Source organism: Rathayibacter sp. PhB179, from assembly GCF_004345345.1.
GTDB classification, from domain to species: Bacteria; Actinomycetota; Actinomycetes; order Actinomycetales; family Microbacteriaceae; genus Rathayibacter; species Rathayibacter festucae.
Window position 1 is genome coordinate 1 of sequence record NZ_SLVD01000009.1, and the last position, 25,945, is coordinate 25,945.

A 25,945-nucleotide genomic window follows, 5' to 3' on the forward strand; every position below is an offset into this window, starting at 1 on the left:
ACCACGACACCACCATCTTCGAACCACACCCGCCCAGCCACAAGCAGTTTTCCCTCACCACCGAGACGCGAAGCGGCTTCGCCGCTCGATACGCCGCGTTCCGCGGCTACTCGACCAGCATGTGCGCGGGCGGAAACGGCGCACTCGGCCGGGGGGCGGGTGGCGGCGGATACGATGGGAGGCATGCCTCGGATTCGACAGACGGATGTCGAGGAGGTCAAGGCCAGGGTCAACATCGCGGACGTGGTCGGCGAGTACGTCACCCTGAAGTCGGCGGGCGTCGGCTCGCTGAAGGGGCTCTGCCCGTTCCACGACGAGCGCAGCCCGAGCTTCCACGTGCGCCCCCAGGCCGGCTTCTACCACTGCTTCGGCTGCCAGGAGTCGGGCGACGTCTACAGCTTCGTCATGAAGATGGACCACACCTCGTTCAGCGAGACGGTCGAGCGGCTCGCCGGCCGCATCGGCTTCCCGCTGCAGTACGAGGAGGGCGGCGGCCAGGCCCCCGAGACCGGCGGACGCGCCCGGCTCATCGCCGCGAACAACGCCGCCGAGGAGTTCTTCCGCGAGCAGCTCGCCACCCCCGGCGCCGACGTCGGCCGCCGCTTCCTCGGCGAGCGCGGCTTCGACCGCGCGGCCGCCGACCGCTTCGGCGTCGGCTTCGCCCCCGACGGCTGGGACGGCCTGACCACCGCGCTCAAGCGCCGCGGCTTCTCCGAGGAGGAGCTCACCACGGCGGGCCTCGTCAGCAGCAGCAACCGCGGCGGCGTCTACGACCGCTTCCGCGGCCGCCTCGTCTGGCCGATCCGCGACGTCACCGGGCAGACCGTCGGCTTCGGCGCCCGCCGCCTGCTCGAGGAGGACAAGGGTCCGAAGTACCTGAACACCCCGGAGTCGCCCGTCTACCACAAGTCGCAGGTCCTCTACGGGCTCGACCTGGCCAAGCGCGACATCTCCCGCGGCCACCGGGTCGTCGTCGTCGAGGGCTACACCGACGTGATGGCCTGCCACCTCGCCGGCGTCACGACCGCGGTCGCCACCTGCGGCACCTCCTTCGGCGTCGACCACATCAAGGTCCTGCGCCGCGTGCTCGGCGACGACAGCGGGGTCGGCGAGGTCGTCTTCACCTTCGACCCGGACGCCGCCGGCCAGAAGGCGGCGATGCGCGCCTTCCAGGAGGAGCACCGCTTCGCCGCGCAGACCTTCGTCGCCGTCGCGCCCGAGGGCCTCGACCCGTGCGACCTGCGGCTCAACCGCGGCGACGACGCCGTCCGCCGCCTCATCGACGACAAGAAGCCGATGTTCGAGTTCGTCATCCGGCAGCTGCTGTCCCGCTACGACCTCGACACGGTCGAGGGCCGGATCGCCGCCCTCCGCGCCGCCGCCCCGGTCGTCGCCGAGATCCGCGACCCGGCGCTGCGCCCCGGCTACTCCCGCGAGCTGGCCCGGATGCTCGGCCTGGACATGTCCGAGGTCAACTCCGCCGTCCGCTCCGCCGGCTCGCGCGCGCGCAACGCCCCGGGCGGCCGGGACGAGCGCCCGCAGGAGGACGCCCCCGAGGCGCCCGCCGGCGCCCGGATCGCCGACCTCCCCGTCGACGTCGTCACGCGGATCGAGCGCGAGGCGCTGATGGCCATGCTCCAGCTGCCGCAGGTGATGGGGGAGTCGCTGCTCGCCCGCGCCGCGCACGCCGCCGTCACGAACGAGACCCTCCGCGTCGTCCGCGACGCCGTGGTCGCCAACCTCGAGCGCGCTCAGGACCGCGACTGGGTCGAGCACGTGGCGGCCGACGTGCCCGGGCCGTTCGCCTCGCTCGTGCACCAGCTCGCCGTGGCGCCCATCCCGGCCGCCGACGAGGCCGGGCTCGCCCGCTACTCGAAGGACGTCGCGATCTCGCTGATCGAGCGCGACCTCCTGCGCGAGATCGCCGAGCTGCGCGGCGCCCTGCAGCGCGCCTCGACCGACCCCGTGCTCTCCCGCGCCGTGCAGGTCCGCCTGGTCGAGCTGGAGCGCGAGAAGCGGGCCCTGCGCACCGAATGAGGGCGCCGCGGGTGCCCCGTGCCCTCGATGAGGGACGTGTTGCAGTCGTGTGAAGAAAGCGCTCGACGGCCCGCGCCGGTTCGGAGAGCGCTTCCGCATGTGTTACCACTGAGGAACAGCAATGCGGGCGCTCAGCGTCGTGGCCCCCGTGCGCCCAGAGAACACCGTGCGCCTGAAGGACAGTGCGCCGGATCGACACCGCTCCGCACGGACCCCGTGCGAGACGGACTCTGCGCCGCGGGACCGCGTTCCACGCCGAGGTCCGCATCCGATTTCTGACAGGAAGAGGCAGACGGAGATGACATCCGGATTCACTCGCGGTTCGCGGGCACTCGGCACGGCAGCAGGCTTCGCCGCGGTCGCGCTCGTGCTGGCGGGCTGCTCCGCCGGCGGCGGGGACTCGACCGGCGGCGCGGCCGGCGGCACGCTCACCATCGGCACCACCGACAAGATCACCACGCTCGACCCCGCCGGTTCGTACGACAACGGCTCCTTCGCCGTGATGAACCAGGTGTTCCCGTTCCTGATGAACACCCCCTACGGCAGCCCGGACGTCGAGCCCGACATCGCCGAGTCGGCCGAGTTCACGGCGCCGACCGAGTACACGGTCACGCTCAAGGACGGCCTGAAGTGGGCCAACGGCCACGACCTGACCTCCTCGGACGTCAAGTTCTCCTTCGACCGCCAGGTCGCCATCGCGGCCGAGAACGGCCCGTCGTCGCTCCTCGCGAACCTCGACAGCGTCGCGGCGCCGGACGACACCACCGTCGTCTTCACGCTGAAGTCGGAGAACGACCAGACCTTCCCGCAGATCCTCTCGAGCCCCGCGGGCCCGATCGTGGACGAGGAGGTCTTCTCGGCCGACGAGCTGACCGCCGACGCGGACATCGTCTCGGGCGACGCCTTCGCCGGGCAGTACACGATCGCCAACTACGACGTGAACAACCTCATCCAGTACAAGGCGTACGACGACTACCAGGGCGTGCTCGGCGCGGCGAAGACCGGCACCGTCAACGTCAAGTACTACGCGGACAGCTCGAACCTCAAGCTGGACATCCAGGAGGGCAACATCGACGTCGCGTACCGGAGCCTCTCCGCGACCGACGTCGAGGACCTCCGCGAGAACGACGCGGTCAAGGTCGTCGACGGTCCCGGCGGCGAGATCCGCTACATCGTCTTCAACTTCGACACGCAGCCGTTCGGCGCGACGACCGCCGAGGCCGACGCGGCCAAGGCGCTCGCCGTCCGCAAGGCCGCGGCCGATCTGATCGACCGCCAGGAGATCGCCGACCAGGTCTACAAGGGCACCTACACCCCGCTGTACTCCTACGTCCCCCAGGGCCTCACCGGCGCGACCGAGTCCCTCAAGGGCCTCTACGGCGACGGCCAGGGCGGTGTCGACGCCGACAAGGCGGCCGCCACGCTCCAGGCCGCGGGCGTCACCACCCCGGTCACCCTCAACCTGCAGTACTCGAACGACCACTACGGTCCGTCCTCGGGCGACGAGTACGCGCTGATCAAGGACCAGCTCGAGTCGACCGGCCTGTTCACCGTGAACCTGCAGACGACCGAGTGGGTCCAGTACTCCAAGGACCGCTCGAGCGACGTCTACCCGGCGTACCAGCTCGGCTGGTTCCCGGACTACTCCGACGCCGACAACTACCTGTCGCCGTTCTTCATCAAGGAGAACTTCCTCGCGAACCACTTCGACGACGCCGACGTGCAGAGCCTGATCGCCGAGCAGGTCTCCACCACCGACGCCGATGCGCGCACCGCGCTGATCGAGGAGATCCAGGACAAGGTCGCGGCGCAGCTGTCGACCCTGCCCTACCTCCAGGGCTCGCAGGTCGCGATCGTCGGCAGCACCGTGAGCGGAGCCGAGGACACCCTCGACGCCTCGTTCAAGTTCCGCTACGCGGCGCTCAGCAAGGGCTGATCCACCCCTCCGGCCGGCGCCTCCCCACCCGGGAGGCGCCGGCCGTTCTCCACGAAAGGCATCACGTGACGACAGCCACGACGGCTGCGGCGACGGCGCCCACCCGGCGACCGCGCGGCTCCGGAGGAGGACTCGGGCGCTATCTGCTCGTCCGCTTCCTGCTCATCATCCCGACCGTCTTCATCCTCGTGACGATGGTGTTCCTGCTCATGCGCTCGACGGGCGACCCGATCACCGCGGCGCTGGGCGGTCGGCTCACCGCCGACCAGCTGGCCGAGCGCGTCGCCGCGGCCGGCTACGACCGCCCGCTGATCGTGCAGTACCTCGAGTACCTCGGCAACCTGCTGCGCGGCGACTTCGGCACCACCCTGAGCGACAACCGCCCGGTCACCGAGGTGCTGGTCACCTACGGCGCCGCGACCGTCGAGCTCGCCTTCTACGCCCTGATCGTGGCGTTCCTGGTCGGCATCCCGCTCGGGATGCTCGCCGCCTACCACCGCGACCGCACGCCCGACGCGGTCCTGCGCATCTTCGCGATCCTCTGCTACGCGACCCCCGTCTTCTTCGCGGGGCTGCTGCTCAAGCTCGTCTTCTCGGTCTGGCTCAAGTGGTTCCCGGTCGCCGGTCGCGCGACCACGAACACCGAGCTCTCGCTGCAGTTCCTCGAGAACAAGACCGGCATCTACCTGATCGACGCGATCCAGACCGGCGACCCCGCCGCCGTGGCCGACGTGCTCTCGCACGCGGTCCTGCCGGCGATCGCGCTCGGCCTGCTCACCGCCGGCATCTTCCTCCGCCTCGTGCGCACCAACGTGATCGGGACCCTCGGCACCGACTACGTCGACGCCGCCCGCTCGCGCGGAGTGAGCGAGTTCCGCCTGGTCCGCACGCACGCCTACCGTCCTGCGCTCATCCCGATCATCACCGTCATCGGCCTGCAGATCGCCCTGCTGCTGGGCGGCGCGGTGCTCACCGAGACGACCTTCGAGTGGAAGGGCCTCGGCTTCCAGCTGGCCGAGTACCTCCAGGCGCGCGACTTCGTCGCCGTGCAGGGCATCGTGGCCCTGCTGGCCGTGATCGTGGCGCTGACCAACTTCATCGTCGACGTCATCGCGGCGCTCATCGACCCGCGAGTGAGGTACTGACCCATGAGCACCACCACTCCGGCGCGCCCGCGCCGCCGCCTCGTCGACCGGCTGCCGGTCGTCCACCAGCTCCGGCAGAGCGTGGGCCTGCAGCGCGGGATGCTCGTCACCGGTCTCGTGATCACCGGCGCGTTCCTCCTCGTCGCGGCCCTCGCCCCGCTGATCGCCCCCTACGGCTACTCGCAGCTGCGCACCGGCACCGAGTCGTTCGGCGCGCAGCAGCCGCCGAGTGCCGAGCACCTGCTCGGCACCACCGTCGGCGGCTACGACGTGCTCTCGCGCGTGATCTGGGGCGCCCAGACGGCGTTCCTCGTCATCGTGGTCGCCGTCGTGCTGTCGATCTTCCTCGGCGTCTTCCTCGGTCTCGTCTCGGGCTACCTCGGCGGCTGGCTCGACCGCGTGCTCGTCGTGATCTGCGACGCGATCTACGCCTTCCCGACCCTGCTGCTCGCGATCGTGATGTCGATCGTGATCTCCGGCGGGCAGTCGAACCTCTGGTCGGGCATCTTCGCCGCCGCGGTCTCGATCACGGTCGTCTACATCCCGCAGTACTTCCGGGTGATCCGCGCCGAGACGGTCCGGATCAAGGGCGACGCCTTCGTCGAGTCGGCGAAGGTCATCGGGGCGTCGACCCCGCGGATCATGTTCAAGCACGTGCTTCGCAACGCCACGCGCACCCTGCCGCTGATCTTCACGTTGAACTCGTCCGAGGCGATCCTCACCCTCGCGGGCCTGGGCTTCCTCGGCTTCGGCATCGAGCCGACCTCGGCCGCCGAGTGGGGCTACGACCTCAACAAGGCGCTGTCCGACGTGACCAGCGGCATCTGGTGGACCTCGGTCTTCCCGGGCCTGGCCATCGTCCTCGTCGTGCTCGGCATCACGCTGGTCGGCGAGAGCCTCAACGACCTCGCCGACCCGCGCCTGCGCGGCCGGCGCGCGGTGGCCGCCGGTTCCGGCGACGTCGCCGCGACGTCCGTCGTCCCGGGCGGTGCGCTCCCCGCGGACGGCCTGGAGACGCCGGGACACGATCCCGTCGCCGGAGTGGAGAAGACCCGATGAGCGTCCAGCGTCCCGCCGACAGCCGTCCCGCCGACGCGGGCTCCCGCCCGATCGTCGACATCCAGGACCTCGAGGTCGCCTTCGCGAGCGATCGCGGCGCCGTCCGCGCGGTGGCCGGCGTCAGCCTCCGCGTCGAGCGCGGCGAGGTGCTCGCCATCGTCGGCGAGTCCGGCAGCGGCAAGACCGTGACCGCCAAGACCATCCTCGGGCTGCTGCCCGAGACGGCGACGGCGTCCGGCGTCATCCTGCTCTCGAAGAAGGACGGCAGCTCGTCGACCGACGTGGTCTCGGTGCCGAAGTCGCGCCTGCGCGAGCTCCGCGGCACCGATGTCGCGATGGTCTTCCAGGAGCCCGGCACCGCCCTCAACCCGGTCTTCACCGTCGGCTGGCAGATCGCGGAGGGGCTGCGCGCGCACGCCTCCGTCTCGCGCAAGGACGCGCGGAAGCGCGCCATCGACGTCCTGCGCACGGTCGGCATCCCCGAGCCGGAGAAGCGGGTCGACTTCTACCCGCACCAGTTCTCCGGCGGCCAGAAGCAGCGCGTCGTCATCGCGATGGCGCTCGTGCTCGACCCGGGGCTCATCGTCGCCGACGAGCCGACCACGGCCCTCGACGTGACGGTGCAGGCCGAGATCCTCGACCTGCTCCGCCGCTGCCGCGACGACTTCGGCACCTCGATCGTCCTGATCACCCACAACATGGGCGTCGTCGCCGACCTGGCCGATCGCGTCGCGGTGATGTACCAGGGCGAGCTGGTCGAGGAGGCGCCGGTCGCCGAGCTGTTCGCCGCTCCGAAAGCCGAGTACACCCGCAAGCTCCTCGCCGCCGTGCCGCACGTGGGCCAGGGCGTCGCCCGGGCGAAGGAGCGCGCCATCGAGCGCGCCGGCGCCCCGGAGGCGGAGACGCTCGTCCTCGCCGAGGATCTGCGGATCCAGTACCCGGGCCGCCTCGGCCGCCCCGGCTTCGTCGCCGTCGACGGCGTCTCCTTCCGCATCCGCGCGGGCGAGGTGCTCGGCCTGGTCGGCGAGAGCGGCTCGGGCAAGACGACCATCGGCCGGGCGATCGCCGGACTGACCACCGTCACCGGCGGCTCGCTGCGGGTGCTCGGCAAGGAGATGCGCGGCATCCGCGAGCGCGCCTTCCGCCCCGTCCGCGGCGACATCGGCTTCGTCTTCCAGGACCCGGCGTCGAGCTTCAACCCGCTGCTGACGATCGCCGAGTGCGTCGCCGAGCCGCTGATCGTGCACGGCCGCGCCCGCGACGCCGGTGCCGCCCGGAAGCGGGTCGACGAGCTGCTCGAGGCGGTGCAGCTGCCGCGCTCCTACGGCGACCGCTACCCGCACGAGCTCTCCGGCGGCCAGCGCCAGCGCGCCAGCCTGGCACGGTCGCTCGCCCTCGAGCCGAAGCTGCTGATCGCCGACGAGCCGACCTCGGCGCTCGACGTCTCGGTGCAGGCGCGCGTGCTCGAGCTGTTCGCGGAGCTGCAGCGCGAGTTCGGCTTCGCCTCGCTCTTCATCAGTCACGACCTCGCCGTCGTCGACCTGCTCGCCGACCGGATCGCCGTGCTCTACCGCGGCGAGCTGGTCGAGGAGGGCACGGGCGAGGAGGTGCTGTCCGCGCCGAAGCACCCGTACACCCAGCGGCTGCTGGCCTCGCTGCCGGTGCCGGACCCGGGGGAGCAGGCCGAGCGCCGCGAGCTCCTGCGCAGCATCGTCGAGGCGGAGCGGAAGGCGTGAGCCGAGCCGCCGCCGCCTCGGCGCCCATCGTCGTCGACGACCTCAGCGTCGAGTACCCGCCGCGCGGCATCAGCGGGCGCTGGACCGCGTTGCGCGGGGTCAGCCTGCGGGTCGAGCCGGGTGAGGTGCTCGGCATCCTCGGCGGCAGCGGCTCCGGAAAGTCGACGCTGGCGCGCGTCCTCGGCGGCGAGGGTCTCGACGGCCCGGCCGGCGCCGGGGCGCGCACGCGGCCGGTGATCATCGGCGGCGAGGCCACCGTCTCCGGCCACCGCCTCCGTGGGATGCCCGCCCGCGAGATCAAGCGCTTCACCTTCGACGTCGCGCACTTGGCGCAGGACGCCGGAGCGGTGCTGCGCCCCGAGCTGACCGTCTCCGAGCTGATCGCCGAGCCGATCTTCCTCCGCGACCGGCACTACGACCCGAAGAGCGCGGCGGTGCGGGTGGCGACGCTGCTCGACTCCGTGCACCTGCCGCTGTTCCTGCTCGACCGCTTCCCCTACGAGCTCTCCAGCGGTCAGCGGCAGCGCGTCGCGATCGCGCGCGCGCTCGTCCTCGGCCCGAAGGTGCTGATCGCGGACGAGCCGACCTCCGGCATCGACGCGACCGTCCGCGAGTCGATCGTGGACCTGCTGACGGATCTGCGCCGGCAGGAGGGCTTCGCCGCGGTCGTCGTGAGCCACGACATCGACGTGCTCAGCCGGGCCACCGACCGGATCGCCGTGCTGGTGGAGGGCGAGGTGGTCGCCTACGGACCGCTGCTCGAGGTGCTGAACGACTCCCGGCACCCGTACGTCCGCGAGCTCGGCGCCGCCTTCGCCGAGTTCGAGCGCTTCGACGCCTCCCGCGCCGCGCGCACGGCGCCCGCGGAGGAGGCCGGATGAGCGCGCCGCGCGTCGCCGTCCTGCCCCGGTCGAAGCAGATCTTCACCGACGCGATCGAGGCCGGCGGCGGGACCGTCGTCGGCGTCGAGGAGGCGGAGGCGCTGCTCTGGCTCTCCTACGGCCGCACCGACGAGCTCGCCGCGGTCCTCGCGGAGCACCCGGGCCTCCGCTGGGTGCAGCTGCCGTGGGCGGGCGTCGACGTGTTCGCGCCCGTGCTGCGCAGCACCGCGCATCGAGGGCTGCGCTGGACGAGCGCGAAGGGCGCCTACGCCGAGCCGGTCGCCGAGCACGCTCTCGCGCTGACCCTCGCGCTGCTGCGCTCGCTGCCCGAGCGCGCGCGTGCCGACTCCTGGGGGGCGAAGCGCGCCAGGACGCTGCACCGCGCGCGAGTCGTCGTCGTCGGCGCGGGCGGCATCGCCGTGGAGCTGCTGCGGCTGCTCAGCGTCTTCGACGCCCACGTCACCGTGGTGCGCCGGACCGACGCCGCCCTGCCCGGAGCCGACCGCACGGTCCCCGCGGAGCAGCTGCCCGACGTGGTCGCCGACGCGGACGTGCTCGTGCTCGCGGCCGCCGCGACCGACGGCACGGCCCGGCTGGTCGACGCCGAGCTGCTGCGGCGGCTGCCGGCCGAGGCCGTGCTGGTCAACGTCGCCCGGGGGAGCCTCGTCGACACGGACGCTCTCGTGACCGCCCTCGCGGAGGGACGGCTCGCCGGAGCGGCCCTCGACGTCACCGACCCGGAGCCGCTGCCCGACGGGCACCCGCTGTGGAGCGAGCCGCGCTGCCTGATCACCCCGCACTCCGCGGACACCCCGGAGATGACGACGCCGTTGCTCGCCGAGCGGGTCCGCGCCAACGTCGCCGCCTTCGCCGCGGGTCGCGAACTGCTCGGCGTCGTCGACCCGGTGCTCGGCTACTGATCCAGGATTTGGAGTTCGCGCAGACTTTGCTAAAGTAGTCACGCGCTGTTCGCCTCCGGGTGAGCGGATGATCCTCGATAGCTCAATTGGCAGAGCAATCGGCTGTTAACCGGTAGGTTCTTGGTTCGAGTCCAAGTCGGGGAGCGAAGGGCCTGGGACTCCACTCCTGGGCCCTTTTTCGTGCCCTCGAGTCGGTCCTCCGGGCCCGGTCTCCGCGCCTCGTTCCCTGCGTGCTCACCGGTCCGCCGTGCTCCCTGCCACGACCCCGACCGGAGCCCCCATGCGCGACGACGTCCTCGACCTCCTCCGCCGCCGGCCCGACGTCGAGGCCCCCGACCTCGTCGCGGTCGACGCGAGCGACCGCCTCCTCCTCGACCTCGCCGCGGGGCACTCCCGGGTCGCCGTCGTCGGCGACGCCTACGGCGCGCTGACGCTGGCCCTCGCCGCCGACGGCGTGGCGGTCTCCTCCGCCCAGGACTCGATCGTCGCCGAGCGGGCCCTCGCCGCCAACGCCGAGGCGGTCCGCGCCGCCGGCATCGAGCTCGCGCCCTTCATGATCGCCGACTCGATCGCCCAGGCCGTCGAGGGCGCCGAGATCGTGCTGTTGCGCCTCCCGCGCTCGCTCGACGCGCTGGCCGCCGTCGCGGCCGAGGTCGCGCTCGCGAACCCCGCCGCGCAGCTCATCGGCGCCGGGCGGATCAAGCACATGTCGCTCGGCATGAACGAGGTGCTGGCCCGCCGCTACGACCGGATCGACGTCAGCCTCGCGCGGCAGAAGTCGCGGGCGCTGCTCGCGAGCGAGGCGAAGGCGGAGCAGCCCGCCGCCGCCGGTGCGGAGCGCCGCCGTCTGGCCGAGCACCGGCTCGAGGTCGTCGCACTGCCCGGCGTGTTCGCCGGCGCCAAGCTCGACCTCGGCACCCGGGCTCTGCTCGCCGCGCTCGACCCGGCCGCGCTGCCCGGGGGAGTCGCGGTCGACCTCGGCTGCGGCTCCGGAGTGCTCGCCGCGTCGCTCGCGCTCGCCCGCCCGGACCTCGACGTGATCGCCACCGACAGCTCCCGCGCCGCCGTGGAGTCCGCCGGCGCCACCGCCGAGGCGAATGGCCTGGGCGACCGCATCCGGCTGCTCCGCGACGACAACGCCTCCACGCTCGCCGACGGCTCGGTCGACGTGGTGCTCTGCAACCCTCCGTTCCACTCCGACGGCGCGGTGACCGACCTCGTCGCGCGCCGGATGATCGCGGCCGCCGGCCGCATCCTCCGCCCCGGCGGCGAGCTGTGGACGGTCTTCAACTCGCACCTCGCGCACCCGGCCGAGCTGCGCCGCTCCGTCGGGCCGACCAAGATCATCGAGCGCAGCGCGAAGTTCACCGTCGCGCGCAGCCGCCGCGAGGGCTGACCGCTCGCCCGAGTCGGGCGAGCCGACCGCAAGCCCCCGCCGCGCCTCCGGCTCTCGCGCCCGCTCCCGGGTACCATCGCTCTCCGGCGTCCCCCCGCGCCGTTCCCTGATGCCCCGGAGGCCGTCGTGCTCGAAGTCGTCCTCGTCCTCGCCCTGATCGTCGCGGCGGGGGCGATCGTCCTGTGGCGCCGCTCCGCCGCCGCCGAGCACCGCGCGCTCGACAGCAGGGCCGAGGAGACGTCGCGCGCCGTCGCCCTCGAGCTGTCCGTCCGGGAGCAGGAGGCGCGGCTGCGCATCGTCGGCGAGCTCGAGCAGCTCGCCGTCCGCGCCGCGTCGAAGGTGGTCGAGGAGGCCGAGAGCGTGCGCCTCACCATCGACCGCGATCCCGCCGCCGCCTCGCGCTCCGCCGGGCGGGCCGTCAGCGCCGCGGAGGCGTCGCTCGCCCAGCTGCGCCGCATCGCGACGGTCGCCGCGGTCGATCCGCGCGAGCTCCCCGCGACCGGCGGGACGGACGCCCTCATCGAGAGCGCCCGCGAGCGCGGCCTGGTCGTGCAGGAGGAGACCTTCGGCGAGCCGTTCCCGCTGCAGGACGGCGCGGACGTCGCCGTGATGCGCGTCCTTGAGTACGCCTTCGACGAGGCCCTCGAGTCCGGCGGCACCGGCACCGAGCTGCGGATCACCTCCCGCTGGACCGCCACGGGCCTCCGCGTCGAGGTCGACGACGACCGCGAGCGCCACGCCGGCGCCGAGTCCGACGCGAGCGCCGTCGACGCCGACCTGCATGCGCTGACCGACCGGATCGACAGCCCGGCGCTCTCGGAGCTGCGCGAGCGGGCCGGCCTCTTCGGCGGCGACGTCGTCGAGAAGCGCACGCCCGGCGTCGGACGCAGCGTCACCGCCTCCTTCCCGACCGTGCGCCACCACAACGGCGTGCACGGCGTCGACCTGGCCTAGGCCAGGGAGCGCCGGCCCGGAATCGGAGCGGAGGCGGGGTGCCTCGGACGCTCAGTCCTCGAGGTGCTCGACGCCCGGGGTCCAGGAGACGCCGGGCACGCCCCAGCCGCGCTTGCGGGTGATCTTCGCGACGGGCTTGGCGTACTCGTGCTCGAGGCGGTCCGTGTAGAGGACGCCGTCGAGGTGGTCGAACTCGTGCTGGAAGACGCGGGCGAACCAGCCCTCCGCCTCGATCTCGATCGGCGTGCCGTCGAGGTCGACCGCGCGCAGGATCGCGCGCTCGGACCGCCGCAGTGGGAAGCGCTCGCCGGGGAACGACAGGCAGCCCTCGGACTCGGTGTCCTCGTCGGCCTCGCCGAGCGGCGTCGGCGTGACGAACAGCTCGGGGTTGATCGCGACACCGCGGCGGGGAGTGCCGTCGTCGGCCTCGTAGTCGTAGACGAAGAGCCGCAGCGGCACTCCGACCTGCGGTCCGGCCAGGCCGACGCCGGGCGCCGTGTCCATGGTCTCGAACATGTCCGCGACGAGCGTGCGGAGCGTGTCGTCGAACTCGGTGACGAGGGCGGCGGGGGAGTGCAGGACGGGGTCGCCGGCGATGCGGATGGGGAGGACGGCCATGGGGATCAGGGTATCGCGGGCCCTGCAGGCGGCCGTCCTGATCGTCATCCGCTGGTTAGCCGAGGTCCCCCGTGCGTCGGAGGATGCGCGGATCGAATCTGGGTAGGGTCGTGCTCATGCCCACTGATCTCACTGAATTGGCGGATCAGTTCACCCTCGATCCCGCGCAGTTCATCGGCATCCCGATCGCACTGGTCGGCGCGGTCTTCCTCTCGCTCGGTGCGCAGTTCCAGCACCGCGGAGTCGTCAAGGTCGAGCGGTTCTCCAAGCGCTCCGGCTCGAGCGGTCTGAGCGGCGGGCAGCTCTTCGCGCTGCTGTCGCGGCCGTCCTGGGTGATCGGCACGCTGATGCTGGCGCTCGCGATCGTCTTCCAGCTCACCAGCCTCGGCTTCTCGCCGCTCATCGTCGTCCAGCCGCTCGGCGCGGTCGCGCTCGTCATCACGGCGATCGTCAACGCCCGGGTGAGCAAGGTGCGGCTGAACGCGTCCTCGATCCGCGCGATCATGCTCTGCGTCGGCGGCGTCGGGGTCTTCGTGCTGGTGGCCGCCTTCAATGCGGTCGACGAGTCGATCCGGACGTCGCAGCTGATCACGATCCTGGTGATCCTCGCGGTCGTCATGACGATCTTCGTGATCGCCTTCCGCGTCTTCCGCAAGAAGGCCCGCGCGATCTTCTACATCCTCGGAGCCGGCGTCGTCTACGGCTTCGTCGCCACGCTCGCCAAGGTCGTCCTCAACCGGATCAAGTTCGGCGAGTTCGACCCGCTGACCGTCGTCTGCATCGTGGCGCTCCTGGCCGCGACCGCGCTCGGCGGCTACTTCGTGCAGAACGCCTACGCCTCCGGGCCGCCGGACCTCGTCGTGGCCGGCCTGACCGTCGTCGACCCGCTGGTGGCCGTGGCGATCGGCATCATCGTCCTCGGCGAGGCGCAGTACGCGGCGCCGTGGGCGATCCCGCTCTTCATCGCGGCGGGAGTGGTCGCCATCTGGGGCGTCTTCCTCCTCGCGAAGCACCACCCGCAGGCCCGCTGAGCCGCCCGACGCGAGGCGCCGCAATCCCGGGATCCGGCGCCCTCCCCGCCTACACTGGGACCGCTTCGAGACGCCGTGCACCCGCCCGAACCCACGCCGATCGCTCCTCTCCCTCGAGCGACACGACATCGTTAGGACCCACTCCGTGTCAGATCCCCGCGACGCGTCACGCCCCGAGTCGTCGACCGGCGACTCCGCTCCGGCGGACGCCGCCCGCCGCCCGCTGACCGTCGTGATCGGCTGCGACACCTTCGCGCCGGACGTCAACGGAGCCGCCAAGTTCGCCGAGCGCCTCGCCGCCGGCCTGCAGGCGCGCGGCCACGAGGTGCACGTCGTCGCCCCGTCCGCCGACGGCTGGAGCGGCACCCGCGTCGAGGACCACGAGGGCCAGCGGATCATCGTGCACCGCCTCTTCAGCCTCCGGTGGCCCCCGCACGACTGGCTGCGCTTCGCGATGCCGTGGCGCATCCGCCAGAACAGCGCGCGGATCCTCGACGAGGTGAAGCCCGACGTCGTGCACTTTCAGTCCCACGTCATCGTCGGCCGCGGCCTCGGTCAGGAGGCGGCCAAGCGCGGCATCCGCATCATCGGCACCAACCACTTCATGCCCGAGAACATGCTCGAGTTCACGCTCCTGCCCAAGGCCGCCCAGGCGAAGGCCGTGGCGATGGCCTGGCGGGCCGCCCGCCGCACCTTCGGCCGCGCGGAGGCCGTCACGACGCCGACCCGCAAGGCCGCGCAGTTCCTCGAAAAGTACACGGGGCTGCAGGGCGTGCACGCCATCTCCTGCGGCATCGACGCCGACAACTACACGCCCGACTTCACTCCGCGCACCGCCAACCGCATCCTCTTCGTGGGGCGCGTCACCGGCGAGAAGCACATCGACGTCCTGCTCCGCGCGGTCTCGCTGCTCGACCCCTCGCTGGATGCGCAGCTGGAGATCGTCGGCGGCGGCGACCAGATGCGCAACCTGCAGCAGCTCGCCACCACCCTCGGCATCGCCGACCGCGTCCACTTCACCGGCTACGTCTCCGACGCCGAGCTGAAGCAGGCGTACAGCCGGGCGACCGTCTTCGCGATGCCCTCCATCGCCGAGCTGCAGAGCATCGCGACCATGGAGGCGATGGCCTCGGCCCTTCCCGTGGTCGCCGCCGACGCGATGGCCCTCCCGCACCTCGTCCACGAGGGCGAGAACGGCCACCTCTTCGAGCCCGGCAGCGCGCAGGCCCTCGCCGACGGCCTCACCGACGTCCTGACGGCCGACCCCGAGCGCCTCGAGGCCTTCAAGCGCAGCTCGCTCCGCATCGTCGCTGCGCACGACATCAACCGCACGATCAGCACTTTCGAGAGCCTGTATCGTGGGGAGCCGGTGGCCGATCCGGCCGCCGACGCAGCGTCCGCTCCGGCAGGCCGAGCCGCCTCCTGACGGCCCGCCCCGCTCGCCTCGGGCGCCGCGGGGCGTTAGCTCAGCCGGTCAGAGCAGCGGACTCATAATCCGTCGGTCACGGGTTCAAGTCCCGTACGCCCTACTTCCGTCCCGTCCCCGTCGCGCCGCCGGCCCGCGCCTCGACTCCGCAAGAGTTGTCGTACTCGCACGCTGAGTACGACAATTCCTGCGCACTCGACGCGACCTCGCCGTCGGTCCCCGCCGCGAGTGCGCGAAAGTCGTCGTACTCGGACGGCGAGTGCGACGACTTCTGCGGACTGAGCGGAGAGGGGGCGTCAGGCGTCCGGGCGGGATTTCTTCAGGCGAGACTTCGCGGCGCGCTCGGTGAGGACGGACAGGTAGTCCTGGACCGGGCGGTCGGCGAGGGAGTCGAGCTCCTTCTGGACGGCCGACTCCACCTCGGCGGCGGGGCGGTCGGGGAAGCGGGTGCGCAGGCGCGCGGACACTTCGGAGACGATCTGGTCGAGGTTCACTTCAGCGGTCACGGGCGGATCTTCCTCCCCGTTGGTTAACGGATGGTGTTCCTTCTGCGTCGACCGCGTCGGCGCTAGCACGTCCGCCGCCCGGAAGCCCGTAGTGGCCGGTCTCCGTACGACGTGGTTCGCTGTTCTCGTGCCTGACCTCCCGATGTTCCCGCTCGGCTCCGTGCTGCTGCCGCACATGCCGCTCCCGCTCCGGCTGTTCGAGCCGCGGTATCTGCGGATGCTCGGCGACGTGCTCGAGGACGACACGCTCTCGTTCGGCGTCGTCCTCATCGAGCGCGGGCAGGAGGTCGGCGGCGGCGACCAGCGCTTCCCGATCGGCACGGTCGCGCGCATCCTGAACATCGACGGCGCCGAGTCGTTCGTCACCATCGACAGCGTCGGCGAGAACCGCTTCGAGGTCGTCCGCTGGTACGACGACGACCCGTATCCGAAGGCCGAGGTGCGCCCCGTCGCGCCGCTGGAGTGGGCGCCCGAGCACGAGGAGCTGCTGCGCTCCGCCGAATCGGCGGTGCGGACGGCGCTGGCGGTCGCGAGCGAGTTCGTCGAGCAGCGCTACGGCGCCGTCGTCGAGCTGGCCGAGGACCCGGCCGCGCACGCCTGGCAGCTCGCGGGAGTCGCTCCCGTGACCGAGCTCGACCGACTGGCGTTCCTGCGCAGCACCTCGATGGTGGAGCTGCTCGAGGCCGTGCGCGAGCGCTCGTCCGAGGCGACCGAGTCGTTCCGGGCCGGCTGGGCCTGATCGTCGCCTCGCGCTGATCTCCGTCAGCCGCTGACCCGGTGTCTCGCGCCGACCGCGAGGGCCCGCCTCATTCCTCGAGCGCGACTCCGCGCTCGGCGGCGAGCTTCGCCAGGTCGTCGACGACGACGAGCGCCATCCGCACCGAGCGGTCTCGCTGATACTCCTCGTCGTCCGCGTCGATCAGCGGCGCCCGGTCGAGGGTCTCCTCGATCGACTGCGACAGCTCGCGCCAGGCGTCCTGCCGAGCGTCGTCGACGAGCGAGGCCAGGTACTGCTCGTCCCGCGCGCGGTGGCGCAGGGAGTCGGCGACCGCGAGCGAGAGCCGCTCGCGGTGGTCGAGGTTGTCGATGTCGGCGGAGCGGTAGTCGTGCACGTGGTCGGAGCGGCCGCCGACCAGGGTCGCGTCCGCGGCGATGGCGCGCAGGCGCTCGGCCGCCGCCTCCGACTCGTCGGCGAGCTTCTCCAGTTCGGCGGCGGCGATGACGGAGTAGTGCCGGACGTCGAAGGGGACGCCCTCGGCCAGGCCGTCCATCAGCACGCGGTTCTTCACGGCCATCCGGCTCGCGTACTGGGCGAGCAGCAGGCCCTCCTCCGCGGCCTCCTCGACCGAGACGGGCTCGCGCGACGGGTTCTCGTCCGGGTCGTACGGCTCCATCTTGAACCTGCGTCGACGGCGGAACCACACGCGCGTCACCTGCACCCTCGGTTCGAGCGCCCCGCCCGCCGGAGCACCTCTTCGAGAATACCGGTCGGGCGGGCGCGATGGTCGGCCGGTCAGGCGTCCCGCCAGTCGTCCTGCAGCAGGTGCGAGCCGGCCTGCGGCCCCATCTGCAGCATGCCGCCGTCGACCGCGTAGGACGCTCCCGTGATGTAGGCGCCCGCGGGCGAGGCGAGGAGGGCGATCACGGCCGCGATCTCGCGCGCGTCGCCGGGGCGGCCGAGCGGGATGCCCGGGCGGTCGATGCTGTGCGGATCCACGTCCTCCGCGTCGTTCATCGGGGTCGCGATCTCGCCGGGCGCCAACGCGTTGGCGGTGATGCCGTAGCGGCCGAGCTCGAGGGCGGCGACCTTCAGCAGCCCGCCGAGTCCGTGCTTGGCGGCGACGTAGGCGCTCGCACCGACGCGGGGCTGGTGCTCGTGCACGCTCGTGACGCCGATGAGGCGTCCGCCGGTGCCCTGCTCGACCATGATGCGGGCGGCGCGCTGGAGGCCGACGAACGCTCCGTCGAGGTTCAGCGCGACGACCTCGCGCCAGCTGGCCAGGCTCTGCTCGAGGAAGGGCTCGCCGCCGCCCCCGCCCGCGTTGTTGACGAAGACGTCGAGTCCGCCGAGGCGCCGGGCGAGGTCGTCGATCACGTCGCGGACCCGATCGAGCTCGGTCGCATCGAGGCGGGCGACCTCGGCGCGGCGGCCGTGCGAGCGCACCTCCTCCGCGGTCTCCAGGGCGCCCTGCTCGTCGCTGTGCCAGGTGATGCCGACGTCCATGCCGGCCTCGGCGAGGGCGACGGCGGCGGCCCGGCCGACGCCGGAGTCCGAGGCCGTGACGACGGCGCGGGTGGGGCGGAAGTCGCGGGGTCCCTGGGTCATGACGTCTCCTTTTTCGAGGCGCGGCGCGTCTCCTCGATCACGATCCCAGCACCGGCGTCGCCCGGCCGGCAGACGCTTGACACGCCGGTCACCGCGGTCGCGGGCGTGGCGGATGTCCGGGCGAGGGCCCGGATCGAGTTGACTGTCCTGATGGACTCCCGACGCATCTCCGTCGTCGTCCCCGTCAAGGACGACGCCCGGCACCTCGAGCGTCTGCTCGCCCTCCTGGCCGAGCAGACCCTCGCCCCCTTCGAGATCGTCGTCGTCGACGACGGCAGCACCGATGACAGCGCGGACGTCGCCCGTGCAGCGGGCGCGCGGGTGATCGTGCACGGCGGGACCGGCATACCCGCCAGCACGGCGCACGGCTTCGACGAGGCGGAGGGCGACGTGCTCGCCCGGCTGGACGCCGACTCTCAGCCGGACCGGCACTGGCTCGCGCGGATCGCCGCGCACTTCGCCGACCCGGGCGTCGGAGCGGTGACCGGACCCGGCCGGTTCGTCGAGCTCGGCCCGGTCGCGCGGAACCTCGCCCGGATCGTCTACATGGACGCGTACTTCGTGCTGATGGGCTCCGCGCTGGCCAACTGGCCGCTCTTCGGCTCGAACTGCGCCGTCCGCCGCTCGGCCTGGCAGGAGATCGCGGGGGAGATGCACCGCGACGACCCCTACGTGCACGACGACGTCGAGATCAGCGTGCACCTGGGCCTGCGCCACCGGATCGTCTACGACCGCCACCTGGAGGTCGGCATCTCGGCGCGACCGTTCGGCGCCGCGGCCGACATGGTGCGGCGCCTCGACCGCGCCCTGCACACGCTGCGCCGGCACCCCGGGCTCGGCGACCCGGTGCAGCGCTGGATCCACCGCACCCGGCGCCGGCACGTCGAGCGGCTGAGGGCCCTCTCCGCCGCCCGCCGCGCTCCGCGCTAGGACTCCGCGGGGGTCGCGGCCGGAGCCTCGGCCGGTCGCGGGTCGTCCTTCGGCATCGCGCGGACCGCGAAGAGCATGCCGACGGCGAGCACCGTCAGTGCGATGCAGACGAAGCGGGTGCCGGCCGCGAGGCCCTCGGGCGTCGGATCGCCGCCACCGGCCTGGGCGTTGACGATCGCGCCGAACACCGCGACGGCGATCGCGCTGCCGATGTTGCGGGCGAAGAAGTTCGTCGAGGACACGACGCCGCGCTCGTTCCACTCGACGCTTGCCTGCGCGCGGATGAGGGTCGGCGTCGCGACCAGGCCCATCCCGGCGCCGATCAGCACGCAGAAGCCCGCGATCTCCCAGAGGCTCGACGAGGCGCCGAGGAGGATCGTCAGCCCGGTGCCGACCGTGACCAGCGCCGCGCCGAGGAAGGCCGTGCGGCGGAAGCCGATCCGCAGGTAGAGCCTGCCGGAGAGGCTCGCCGCGACCGGCCAGCCGATCGTCATCGCGGCGACCGCGAAGCCGGCGCCGAGGGCGGAGCTGCCGAGGACGCCCTGCGCGAAGGTCGGGAAGTAGGAGGTGACGCCGAGCGTGATCGCGCCGACCGTCACCGAGACGAGACTCGTCGAGAGCAGCACCCGCCGCGTGAGCACCCAGAGCGGCAGCACCGGGGCGACCGCCCGGCGCTCGATGGCCACGAAACCGGCGAAGGCGAGCGCCGCGGCGACGAAGACGCCGACGCCCGCGGGCGAGAGCCAGGGCCAGGCGTTGCCGCCCTCGAGCAGGCCGAGGATCAGCAGCGCGGTGCCGACGGCGAGCACCGAGGCGCCCGCGAGGTCGAGCGGGGTGCGCTCGCCGCGGGTGGTCTCGCGGAAGCTGCGGATCAGGAGGAAGGCCGCGAGCAGGCAGAGCGGGATGTTGACCAGGAAGATCCAGCGCCAGGCGCCCAGGTCCGACAGCACACCGCCGAGAGTGGGGCCGACGACCGAGGAGATGCCCCAGACGCTGGCGAGGTAGCCCTGGGTCTTCGCCCGCTCGGCGACCGTGTAGATGTCGCCGGCGATGGTGATGCCCATCGGCTGGATCGCCCCGGCGCCGAGGCCCTGCAGGGCGCGGAAGGCGATCAGCGCGGGCATGCTCCAGGCCAGGCCGCAGAGCAGCGAGCCGACGAGGAAGAGGCCGATCCCGATCAGCATGATGGGCTTCCGCCCGATCACGTCGGAGAGCTTGCCGTAGAGGGGGACGGAGACCGCCTGGGCGAGGAGGTAGATGGAGAACAGCCAGGGGAACTGCTCGAAGCCGCCGAGGTCCGCGACGATCGAGGGCACCGCGGTCGAGAGGATGGTCGCGTCGAGGGCGACCAGCGCGGTCGAGATCATCAGCGCCAGGAGGATCGGACCGCGCTCGGAGCGCAGTCCGACGCTCGCGCGCGTGGGGGAGTCGGTCATTCCGCTCACGCTATTGCAGAGCCGGGCGATGGAACGGGGGCTCGACGCACTCGGTAGACTGGCCCTATGGAACTCGTGCTCTGGCTCGTCGTAGCCGCCATCGCCGGTGTCGGCCTCGTCTCCGGAGTCGCGGCTCTGGTCGCCATGACGAAGGCGCCCTGGTCGGACAGCAAGTAGCGGTCCGACAGCGAGTAGCGGGGTCCGGGGTCGCACCCGCCCGCCCTCACTCGTAGCACCGCACCACGCTCCAGCACGGATCCGTCGAGGCGACGACGTCGAGCACGAACGCTCCGCCCGTCTCGAGATCGGTCGCCTGGAAGCGCCAGCCGCCGATGCTGACCGGCACGCCGCCGAACGTCGGCGGGAAGCCGTCGAGCGGCGCCCACCAGTCGCTGGTGCGCGTCCAGACCGTCGGACGGTCAGTCACCCGGTAGCTGGCGCCGCGCCATTCGAGTGCGACGGGCACTCCGTCACCGTCGGTCGCGACCATCGCCGTCTCCTCGATCACCGCCATCGTGGGTGCTCCCGCCTGCTCCTCTCGACCCGCCGGACTCGACTGGCCGTTCGAACATGTGTTCGATAGTCTGCGAGTGTACGCCGCGGCGCCCGTGCTCGACACGGCAGCGGATCGACCGGGCAGGAGGCGAGATGATCGAGTGGAGTCCCCTCCAGATGCTGCGCAGCAGCGGGCCCGACGAGTGGGTCATGGTGGACGCGATGCGGACCGGGCGGATCGGGCTGATCCGCAGGATCGAGACGGGACCCTACCGCGAGAGCTGGTTCCGGGCGGTCACCTGGGCCGCGGAGCCGGGCAAGCGGACGCTGGTGGGCTACTCGCGGTCGATGGAGACGATCGCGGCGACGCTGTGGGCGCATCAGCCGCTGACCGCGCAGGAGAAGCCGTTCCCGGGCTACCCGGCGTCGAGGCCGGCCGGGGCGCCCGCTTCATGAGTCTGGCGGCGGAGGCCGTCGTCCGAGCTCGCTCTGCCGCGGAGGAGAATGGCCGGATGCTCCTCGCGCTCACCGGTGGCCCCACGGGGCAGTGGCGGGCGGTCGTCGCGGACGGCTCGGGGGCCGAGGTCGGCGGCGGGCGCGGACCGGCCGAGCTGGCCGCCTTCGTCCGGGAGCGGGAGCCGGAGCGTCCGCGCTGGGTCTGGGACGACACCGCCCGCTGGTACCCGGCTCTCCTGGCCGAGGGCGTGCACGTCGCGCGCTGCCACGATCTCCGCCTCGCCCGGGCGATCCTCCGCCGTTCGGAGCAGACGGCGCGCTCGCCGCTCGCCCGCTCGGCTCCCGACGCGTGGGACGCCGGGGCCGCCGCCCCGGTCGCCGGCGACACGCTGCTCGGCTTCGAGGAGGCGCCCGCGGAGGCGGACGAGCTGGACCCGCTGGTCGAGCTCGCCCGGCAGGAGGAGGCGCTGGCTGCGGCCGCGCAGGGCGGGCGCCTGCGGCTCCTGCTCGCCGCGGAGTCGGTCGGCGCGCTGATCGCCCGCGAGATCGCCGCGGCCGGGCTGCCGTGGCGCGCCGACGTCCACGACCGCGTCCTCACCGACCTGCTCGGTCCGCGGCCGCGCTTCGGCGGACGGCCGGCCCGCCTCGAGGCACTGGCCGACGACATCCGCCGCGAGCTGGACGCGCCCGAGCTGAACCCCGACTCACCGGCGGACCTCCTGCGCGCGCTCCGCCGCGCCGGTCTGACCGTCGAGTCGACCCGCTCCTGGGAGCTGACCTCGATCGAGCATCCGGTGATCCCGCCGCTGCTGGAGTACAAGAAGCTCTCGCGCCTGCTCACCGCCAACGGCTGGGCCTGGCTCGACGCCTGGGTGCACGACGGGCGCTTCCGGCCGGAGTACGTCGTCGGCGGCGTCGTCACCGGCCGCTGGGCGACGTCGGGCGGGGGAGCGCTGCAGCTGCCGCGGCAGATCCGCGCCGCAGTGACCGCCGACGAGGGCTGGAAGCTGGTGGTCGCCGATGCGGCGCAGCTGGAGCCGCGCATCCTCGCCGCGCTGGCGGGCGACTCCGTGATGGCCGCGGCCGGGCGGGGCAAGGACCTCTACCAGGGCATCGTCGACGCGGGCGTCGTCCCGGACCGGCCGCGAGCCAAGGTCGCGATGCTCGGCGCGATGTACGGGGCGACCAGCGGCGAGGCCGGGCGGCTGCTCCCGCGGCTCACGCGCGCGTACCCCCTCTCCGTCGCGCACGTCGAAGCGGCTGCCCGCGCCGGCGAGCGGGGCGAGCGGGTGTCGACCCGGCTCGGACGCAGCTCACCGCCCGGCGACGTCGACGCCGGTGGTCAGCGCGCCCGCGACTGGGGGCGCTTCACCCGCAACTTCGTCGTGCAGGGCACGGCCGCCGAGTGGGCGCTCTGCTGGATGGGGGAGCTGCGGGCCCGGCTGCGCGCGGAGGGCGCGCTCGCGCACCTCGTCTACTTCCTGCACGATGAAGTGATCGTGCACGCGCCCGCGGAGGAGGCGGAGCGGGTCGCCGCGGTCGTTCGCGAGGCCGCCGTGCGCGCCGGGCGGGCGCTGTTCGGCGATCAGGACATCGACTTCCCGGTCACCGTCGCGATCGTCGACGCCTACGACGAGGCGAAGTGACGCGACTGCCCGACCGAGGCTCCGGTGCGGTGGCTCAGTACCAGTGCGGCGAGCGGTTGTTCCAGGCCGACCAGGCCGCGCACGGCGAGCCGTAGCGGTCGGAGATGTAGGCCAGACCCCAGTCGATCTGGGTCGCGGCGTTGGTCTGGTAGTCCGCGCCGTAGGTCGCCATCTTGCTCGCCGGCAGCGCCTGCGGGATGCCGTAGGCGCCCGAGGAGCGGTTCAGCGCGTTCCAGCGCCAGCCCGACTCGCCGTTCCAGAGCGGGATGAGGCAGCTGTCGGCCTGGTCCTGGCCCCAGCCGTGGACGCCCATGACGGAGCGCGCGTAGTTCTGCGCCTGCGCCGGCGACATGCCGTCGGTCCGGCCGGCGTAGCTGCCGAGCGCGGCGATGGTCTTCGCGCTGCTGTCCTTGCCGGACGCGTCGTCGTCGCCGAGCTCCACCGGGCCGCCGCCACCGCCTGTCGACGGGGCCGCGGGCGCCGCCGGTGCCGGAGCGGAGGGTGCGGACGGCGCCTTCGCGGCCTGCTGCCGCCGGGCCTCCGCCTCGGCGGCGAGGCGGGAGAGGCGCTCCTGCTCCTCGAACGCGGCCTTCGCCTCCTGACCGGTGGCGAACTCCTCCTCGAGCGCGGCCGTGGTGTTCTTCAGCGAGGCGAGCTGCTCGTAGAGCCCGGCGCTGTACTGCTCCTGGTCGGCGACCTTCGCGTCGGCCTCGGACTGCGCGGCCTGCGCCGTGGCGAGCGCGTCCTGCGCGGCGCTGACGAGGGAGAGCCGCTCCGTGCGCGCCTGCTCCGCCTGCTCGGCGAGGGAGGCGGCGGCGTTCTCGGTCGACTCGGCGTCGCTCTGGAGGCGGCTGGTCTGCAGGGTGAGCTGGCTCATGGTGCCGAGGCGGTAGAGCAGCTTGTCGGACTGATCGCCGCCGACCAGGAGGTTCAGCGTCGCGTCGGTGCCGCCGTTGCGGTAGAGCTGAGCGGCGAGCCGGCCTGCCTGCTCCTTCGCGGCGTCCGCGTCGGCACGGGCCGCGGCGGCGCGCTCCTCGAGGGCGGTCACGCGCTGGGTGGCCTCGTCGAGCGCGCTCTGAGCGGCGTCGGCCTCGGACGCGCGGGAGATGGCGGCGTCGGTGAGGGCGGCGGCCTGATCGCGCAGGTCGGCGAGGATCGCGGTGATGCGGTCGACCTCGGCGGCGGTCGCGGTCTCGCTCGACTTCGCGGCCTCGACGTCCGACCAGGACGGGTAGTCGGCCGGGTCGTAGGCGTTGGCCGCCATCGGCGCGGCCAGGGCGGCGCAGAGGACGAGGACCGTGCCCGCTCCGACTGCGACGAGCCGTCGGCGCGCGGAGGTGGACACGCGGAGGCCGAGAGGCGAACGGATCATAGCCCCCACCCTAGGCGACGGCGCCCGCGCCTGTCTCGTGCCGGTCGTTCTGTGCGCTCAGCGGCCCGTCGGTCGCGGCGTCGTCCCGCGCCGCTGCCTTGCGCCCTCGCCGCGGGCGCTCGAGGGCGTAGCCGCGGACGGCCGCTCCGTCGCCCGCCCCGGCGAGCTCCTCCCTGGCGGCGTCGAGGAGCCGGCGCAGCGCGTCGTCGCGCACCAGCACCGCCCGTGCGGCGAGGCGGCGCTGCGGGTGCTCGTCGAGAGCCTCCTGCTCCTCGGGGAGCGTGCTCGCGTAGGCGTCGAGGACCGCATCGAGGTCGGCGTCGGAGAGGCTCGAGGCGAGGAGGATGCGATCGAGGACGTCGTCCCAGTCCTCCTCGGCGGACGCGCCCTCGCCGCTCAGCCAGGCGAGCGCCTCGGCGCGGCCCTCGTCGGTGAGCGCGTGCAGGGGGAGGCCGTCCTCCGTCGATCCCGCCGCCGCGACGAGGCCGCGCTCGCGCAGCCGGTCGAGCGTGGAGTAGATCTGCCCGACGTTGACGCGACGGCGGTGGGCCGCCCGATCGAGCAGCTCGGCGTGCAGCTGCAGCCCGTACGCGGGGCCGAGGGTGAGGAGAGCGAGCAGACCGTCGCGGACCGACACGGGGCTCCTCTCGAGCGGGTCGCGGGCCCGGAGCCGGGCGACGCCGCGGTTCGGGCGGACTTTCCCGAGTATAGGCAGGGGATCTGCGCGACCCGGCGGCGGGAGCGGCGAGGCGCCTTGTCGTGGCGCGGAGGGTCCTGCATAATCTCGACTGGTGGCTCGTCCACCGCACAAGAAGGCACTGCACGTCGCTCGTGGTCCAGGTCGTTGGGGAAGACGCACCAGGACGGACGGAGGACAGCGTGGTGACGCAACAGACTCGGGGTGTGCTCTTCGTGCACTCCGCCCCCCGCGCGCTCTGCCCCCATCTGGAATGGGGAGCGGGTCGCGCTCTCGGTCGTGCTGTGAACTTCGACTGGATCGAGCAGCCGGTGCAGCGCGGCGCCCAGCGCACCGAGTACGCCTGGGAGGGACCGGTCGGCACCGGTGCGGCGATCGCCTCCGCGCTCCGCGGCTGGGCCGACGTCCGCTACGAGGTGACCGAGGACCCCTCTCCGGGCGTCGACGGCGGCCGCTGGATGCACACTCCCGAGCTGGGCGTCTTCTACGCGCAGACGGACAGCGCCGGCAACACCGTCGTCCCCGAGGACCGCATCCGCTCCGCCATGGAGAGCGCCGGCGCCGACCCCATCGAGCTGCACCGGGAGCTGCGCCTCGCCCTCGGCCAGGCCTGGGAGGACGAGCTCGAGCCGTTCCGCGCCGCCAGCGACTTCGCGCGGGTCATCTGGATGCACAGCGTCGGCTGAGCAGAGCGCTCAGCCGACGCTGTGCCGTGCCGATTTCTGCGCCGCTCCCTGCGCGGCGCAGCGCGGTCGGCTCGGGGAGGTGGTCGCGTTCTGCAGAGCGGGGTGCGAACGGCGACGGCGATTCGCTGGTACGCGAATCGCCGGATGCGCCTCGGGGCGCGCGGCGATACGGTGCGCGCGACTCTCTGAGGGGTGGGCGCACCCGGAGTGCTGCAGCGAGTGTCCGACGGAGCGAGCCGCAGGCGATGCGGTCTGG

24 protein-coding genes and 2 tRNA genes are annotated in these 25,945 nt (G+C 72.8%); 18 read left to right on the forward strand and 8 right to left on the reverse strand.

The features are described from left to right. The first annotated feature begins 183 nt into the window (after positions 1–183). The 10 genes from dnaG (at position 184) to EDF43_RS16790 (ending at position 12,064) form a co-directional block, all read left to right on the forward strand. Positions 184–2,037: a DNA primase gene (dnaG, locus tag EDF43_RS16745; protein ID WP_123735465.1), complete on the forward strand. Its 1,854-nt coding sequence runs from the start codon at positions 184–186 to the stop codon at positions 2,035–2,037. Between the two features lie 298 nt (positions 2,038–2,335). After that, positions 2,336–3,973, forward strand: coding sequence for an ABC transporter substrate-binding protein (locus EDF43_RS16750; RefSeq protein ID WP_132437781.1), 1,638 nt, complete (start codon positions 2,336–2,338; stop codon positions 3,971–3,973). Between the two features lie 65 nt (positions 3,974–4,038). Beyond that, positions 4,039–5,118 carry an ABC transporter permease gene (locus EDF43_RS16755; protein WP_123735467.1) on the forward strand — a complete coding sequence of 360 codons (1,080 nt, stop codon included), beginning with the start codon at positions 4,039–4,041 and terminating at the stop codon, positions 5,116–5,118. Positions 5,119–5,121: 3 nt separating this feature from the next. Beyond that, the gene (locus EDF43_RS16760) at positions 5,122–6,177 is read left to right on the forward strand and encodes an ABC transporter permease (RefSeq protein WP_123732121.1); all 1,056 of its coding nucleotides are present in this window, start codon (positions 5,122–5,124) and stop codon (positions 6,175–6,177) included. Next, positions 6,174–7,913 carry an ABC transporter ATP-binding protein gene (locus EDF43_RS16765; protein WP_132437782.1) on the forward strand — a complete coding sequence of 580 codons (1,740 nt, stop codon included), beginning with the start codon at positions 6,174–6,176 and terminating at the stop codon, positions 7,911–7,913. The genes EDF43_RS16760 and EDF43_RS16765 overlap by 4 nt, the downstream gene beginning before the upstream one ends. Continuing rightward, positions 7,910–8,794, forward strand: coding sequence for an ATP-binding cassette domain-containing protein (locus EDF43_RS16770; protein ID WP_243646352.1), 885 nt, complete (start codon positions 7,910–7,912; stop codon positions 8,792–8,794). Before EDF43_RS16765 ends, EDF43_RS16770 begins: the two co-directional genes overlap by 4 nt. Further along, on the forward strand, positions 8,791–9,714 hold the full coding sequence (locus tag EDF43_RS16775) for an NAD(P)-dependent oxidoreductase (protein ID WP_132437783.1): 924 nt from the start codon (positions 8,791–8,793) through the stop codon (positions 9,712–9,714). Before EDF43_RS16770 ends, EDF43_RS16775 begins: the two co-directional genes overlap by 4 nt. A 71-nt stretch (positions 9,715–9,785) precedes the next feature. Further along, positions 9,786–9,858: transfer RNA gene (locus EDF43_RS16780), tRNA-Asn, on the forward strand. A gap of 136 nt (positions 9,859–9,994) precedes the next feature. After that, the gene (locus EDF43_RS16785; RefSeq protein WP_132437784.1) at positions 9,995–11,110 is read left to right on the forward strand and encodes a class I SAM-dependent methyltransferase; all 1,116 of its coding nucleotides are present in this window, start codon (positions 9,995–9,997) and stop codon (positions 11,108–11,110) included. A gap of 126 nt (positions 11,111–11,236) precedes the next feature. Beyond that, positions 11,237–12,064 carry a hypothetical protein gene (locus tag EDF43_RS16790; RefSeq protein ID WP_123735471.1) on the forward strand — a complete coding sequence of 276 codons (828 nt, stop codon included), beginning with the start codon at positions 11,237–11,239 and terminating at the stop codon, positions 12,062–12,064. Between the two features lie 51 nt (positions 12,065–12,115). Here the strand turns inward: EDF43_RS16790 and def are convergent, their stop codons facing one another. After that, the gene (gene def, locus EDF43_RS16795) at positions 12,116–12,682 is read right to left on the reverse strand and encodes a peptide deformylase (protein WP_207901817.1); all 567 of its coding nucleotides are present in this window, start codon (positions 12,680–12,682) and stop codon (positions 12,116–12,118) included. A 116-nt stretch (positions 12,683–12,798) separates the two neighbouring features. On the opposite strand from def, the gene EDF43_RS16800 reads away from it, so the two are divergent. From EDF43_RS16800 to EDF43_RS16810, 3 genes are all read left to right on the forward strand, one after another. Further along, positions 12,799–13,713 (forward strand): DMT family transporter, encoded by a 915-nt coding sequence (locus tag EDF43_RS16800; protein WP_123735628.1) that lies wholly within the window; start codon positions 12,799–12,801, stop codon positions 13,711–13,713. Between the two features lie 235 nt (positions 13,714–13,948). Beyond that, positions 13,949–15,139, forward strand: coding sequence for a glycosyltransferase (locus EDF43_RS16805; RefSeq protein ID WP_123735629.1), 1,191 nt, complete (start codon positions 13,949–13,951; stop codon positions 15,137–15,139). Between the two features lie 29 nt (positions 15,140–15,168). Continuing rightward, a tRNA-Ile gene (locus tag EDF43_RS16810) sits at positions 15,169–15,242 on the forward strand. 193 nt (positions 15,243–15,435) lie between these two features. Here EDF43_RS16810 and EDF43_RS16815 read toward each other — a convergent pair. Then, positions 15,436–15,645 carry a hypothetical protein gene (locus EDF43_RS16815; protein WP_132437785.1) on the reverse strand — a complete coding sequence of 70 codons (210 nt, stop codon included), beginning with the start codon at positions 15,643–15,645 and terminating at the stop codon, positions 15,436–15,438. A gap of 127 nt (positions 15,646–15,772) precedes the next feature. Here EDF43_RS16815 and EDF43_RS16820 point away from each other — a divergent pair, with 127 nt between their 5' ends. Continuing rightward, positions 15,773–16,384, forward strand: a complete 612-nt coding sequence (locus tag EDF43_RS16820) for an LON peptidase substrate-binding domain-containing protein (protein WP_243581747.1) — start codon at positions 15,773–15,775, stop codon at positions 16,382–16,384. A gap of 67 nt (positions 16,385–16,451) precedes the next feature. On the opposite strand, the gene EDF43_RS16825 is transcribed toward EDF43_RS16820, so the two are convergent. Beyond that, entirely contained in the window at positions 16,452–17,039 is a 588-nt protein-coding gene (locus tag EDF43_RS16825) for a hypothetical protein (protein ID WP_123445650.1), read from the reverse strand. A 119-nt stretch (positions 17,040–17,158) separates the two neighbouring features. Next, entirely contained in the window at positions 17,159–17,971 is an 813-nt protein-coding gene (locus EDF43_RS16830) for an SDR family oxidoreductase (RefSeq protein ID WP_123735473.1), read from the reverse strand. Positions 17,972–18,121: 150 nt separating this feature from the next. Between EDF43_RS16830 and EDF43_RS16835 the strand changes: the two genes are divergently transcribed. After that, positions 18,122–18,901, forward strand: a complete 780-nt coding sequence (locus EDF43_RS16835; RefSeq protein WP_123735474.1) for a glycosyltransferase — start codon at positions 18,122–18,124, stop codon at positions 18,899–18,901. Here EDF43_RS16835 and EDF43_RS16840 read toward each other — a convergent pair. Both EDF43_RS16840 and EDF43_RS16845 read right to left on the reverse strand, forming a co-directional pair. Further along, on the reverse strand, positions 18,898–20,337 hold the full coding sequence (locus EDF43_RS16840; protein ID WP_123735475.1) for an MDR family MFS transporter: 1,440 nt from the start codon (positions 20,335–20,337) through the stop codon (positions 18,898–18,900). The genes EDF43_RS16835 and EDF43_RS16840 overlap by 4 nt on opposite strands. 223 nt (positions 20,338–20,560) lie before the next feature. Further along, positions 20,561–20,827 carry a hypothetical protein gene (locus EDF43_RS16845; RefSeq protein ID WP_243581743.1) on the reverse strand — a complete coding sequence of 89 codons (267 nt, stop codon included), beginning with the start codon at positions 20,825–20,827 and terminating at the stop codon, positions 20,561–20,563. A 158-nt stretch (positions 20,828–20,985) separates the two neighbouring features. On the opposite strand from EDF43_RS16845, the gene EDF43_RS16850 reads away from it, so the two are divergent. Then, positions 20,986–21,288, forward strand: coding sequence for a hypothetical protein (locus tag EDF43_RS16850; RefSeq protein WP_123735477.1), 303 nt, complete (start codon positions 20,986–20,988; stop codon positions 21,286–21,288). 56 nt (positions 21,289–21,344) lie between these two features. Then, positions 21,345–22,934, forward strand: a complete 1,590-nt coding sequence (locus EDF43_RS16855) for a bifunctional 3'-5' exonuclease/DNA polymerase (RefSeq protein WP_123735478.1) — start codon at positions 21,345–21,347, stop codon at positions 22,932–22,934. 34 nt (positions 22,935–22,968) lie between these two features. Here the strand turns inward: EDF43_RS16855 and EDF43_RS16860 are convergent, their stop codons facing one another. Both EDF43_RS16860 and EDF43_RS16865 read right to left on the reverse strand, forming a co-directional pair. Beyond that, positions 22,969–24,306 carry a hypothetical protein gene (locus tag EDF43_RS16860; RefSeq protein WP_132437786.1) on the reverse strand — a complete coding sequence of 446 codons (1,338 nt, stop codon included), beginning with the start codon at positions 24,304–24,306 and terminating at the stop codon, positions 22,969–22,971. A gap of 10 nt (positions 24,307–24,316) precedes the next feature. Then, positions 24,317–24,943: a PadR family transcriptional regulator gene (locus EDF43_RS16865; RefSeq protein ID WP_165909161.1), complete on the reverse strand. Its 627-nt coding sequence runs from the start codon at positions 24,941–24,943 to the stop codon at positions 24,317–24,319. Positions 24,944–25,209: 266 nt separating this feature from the next. Here EDF43_RS16865 and EDF43_RS16870 point away from each other — a divergent pair, with 266 nt between their 5' ends. Next, positions 25,210–25,689, forward strand: a complete 480-nt coding sequence (locus tag EDF43_RS16870; RefSeq protein WP_123703159.1) for a DUF3145 domain-containing protein — start codon at positions 25,210–25,212, stop codon at positions 25,687–25,689. The last annotated feature ends 256 nt before the right edge of the window (positions 25,690–25,945 follow it).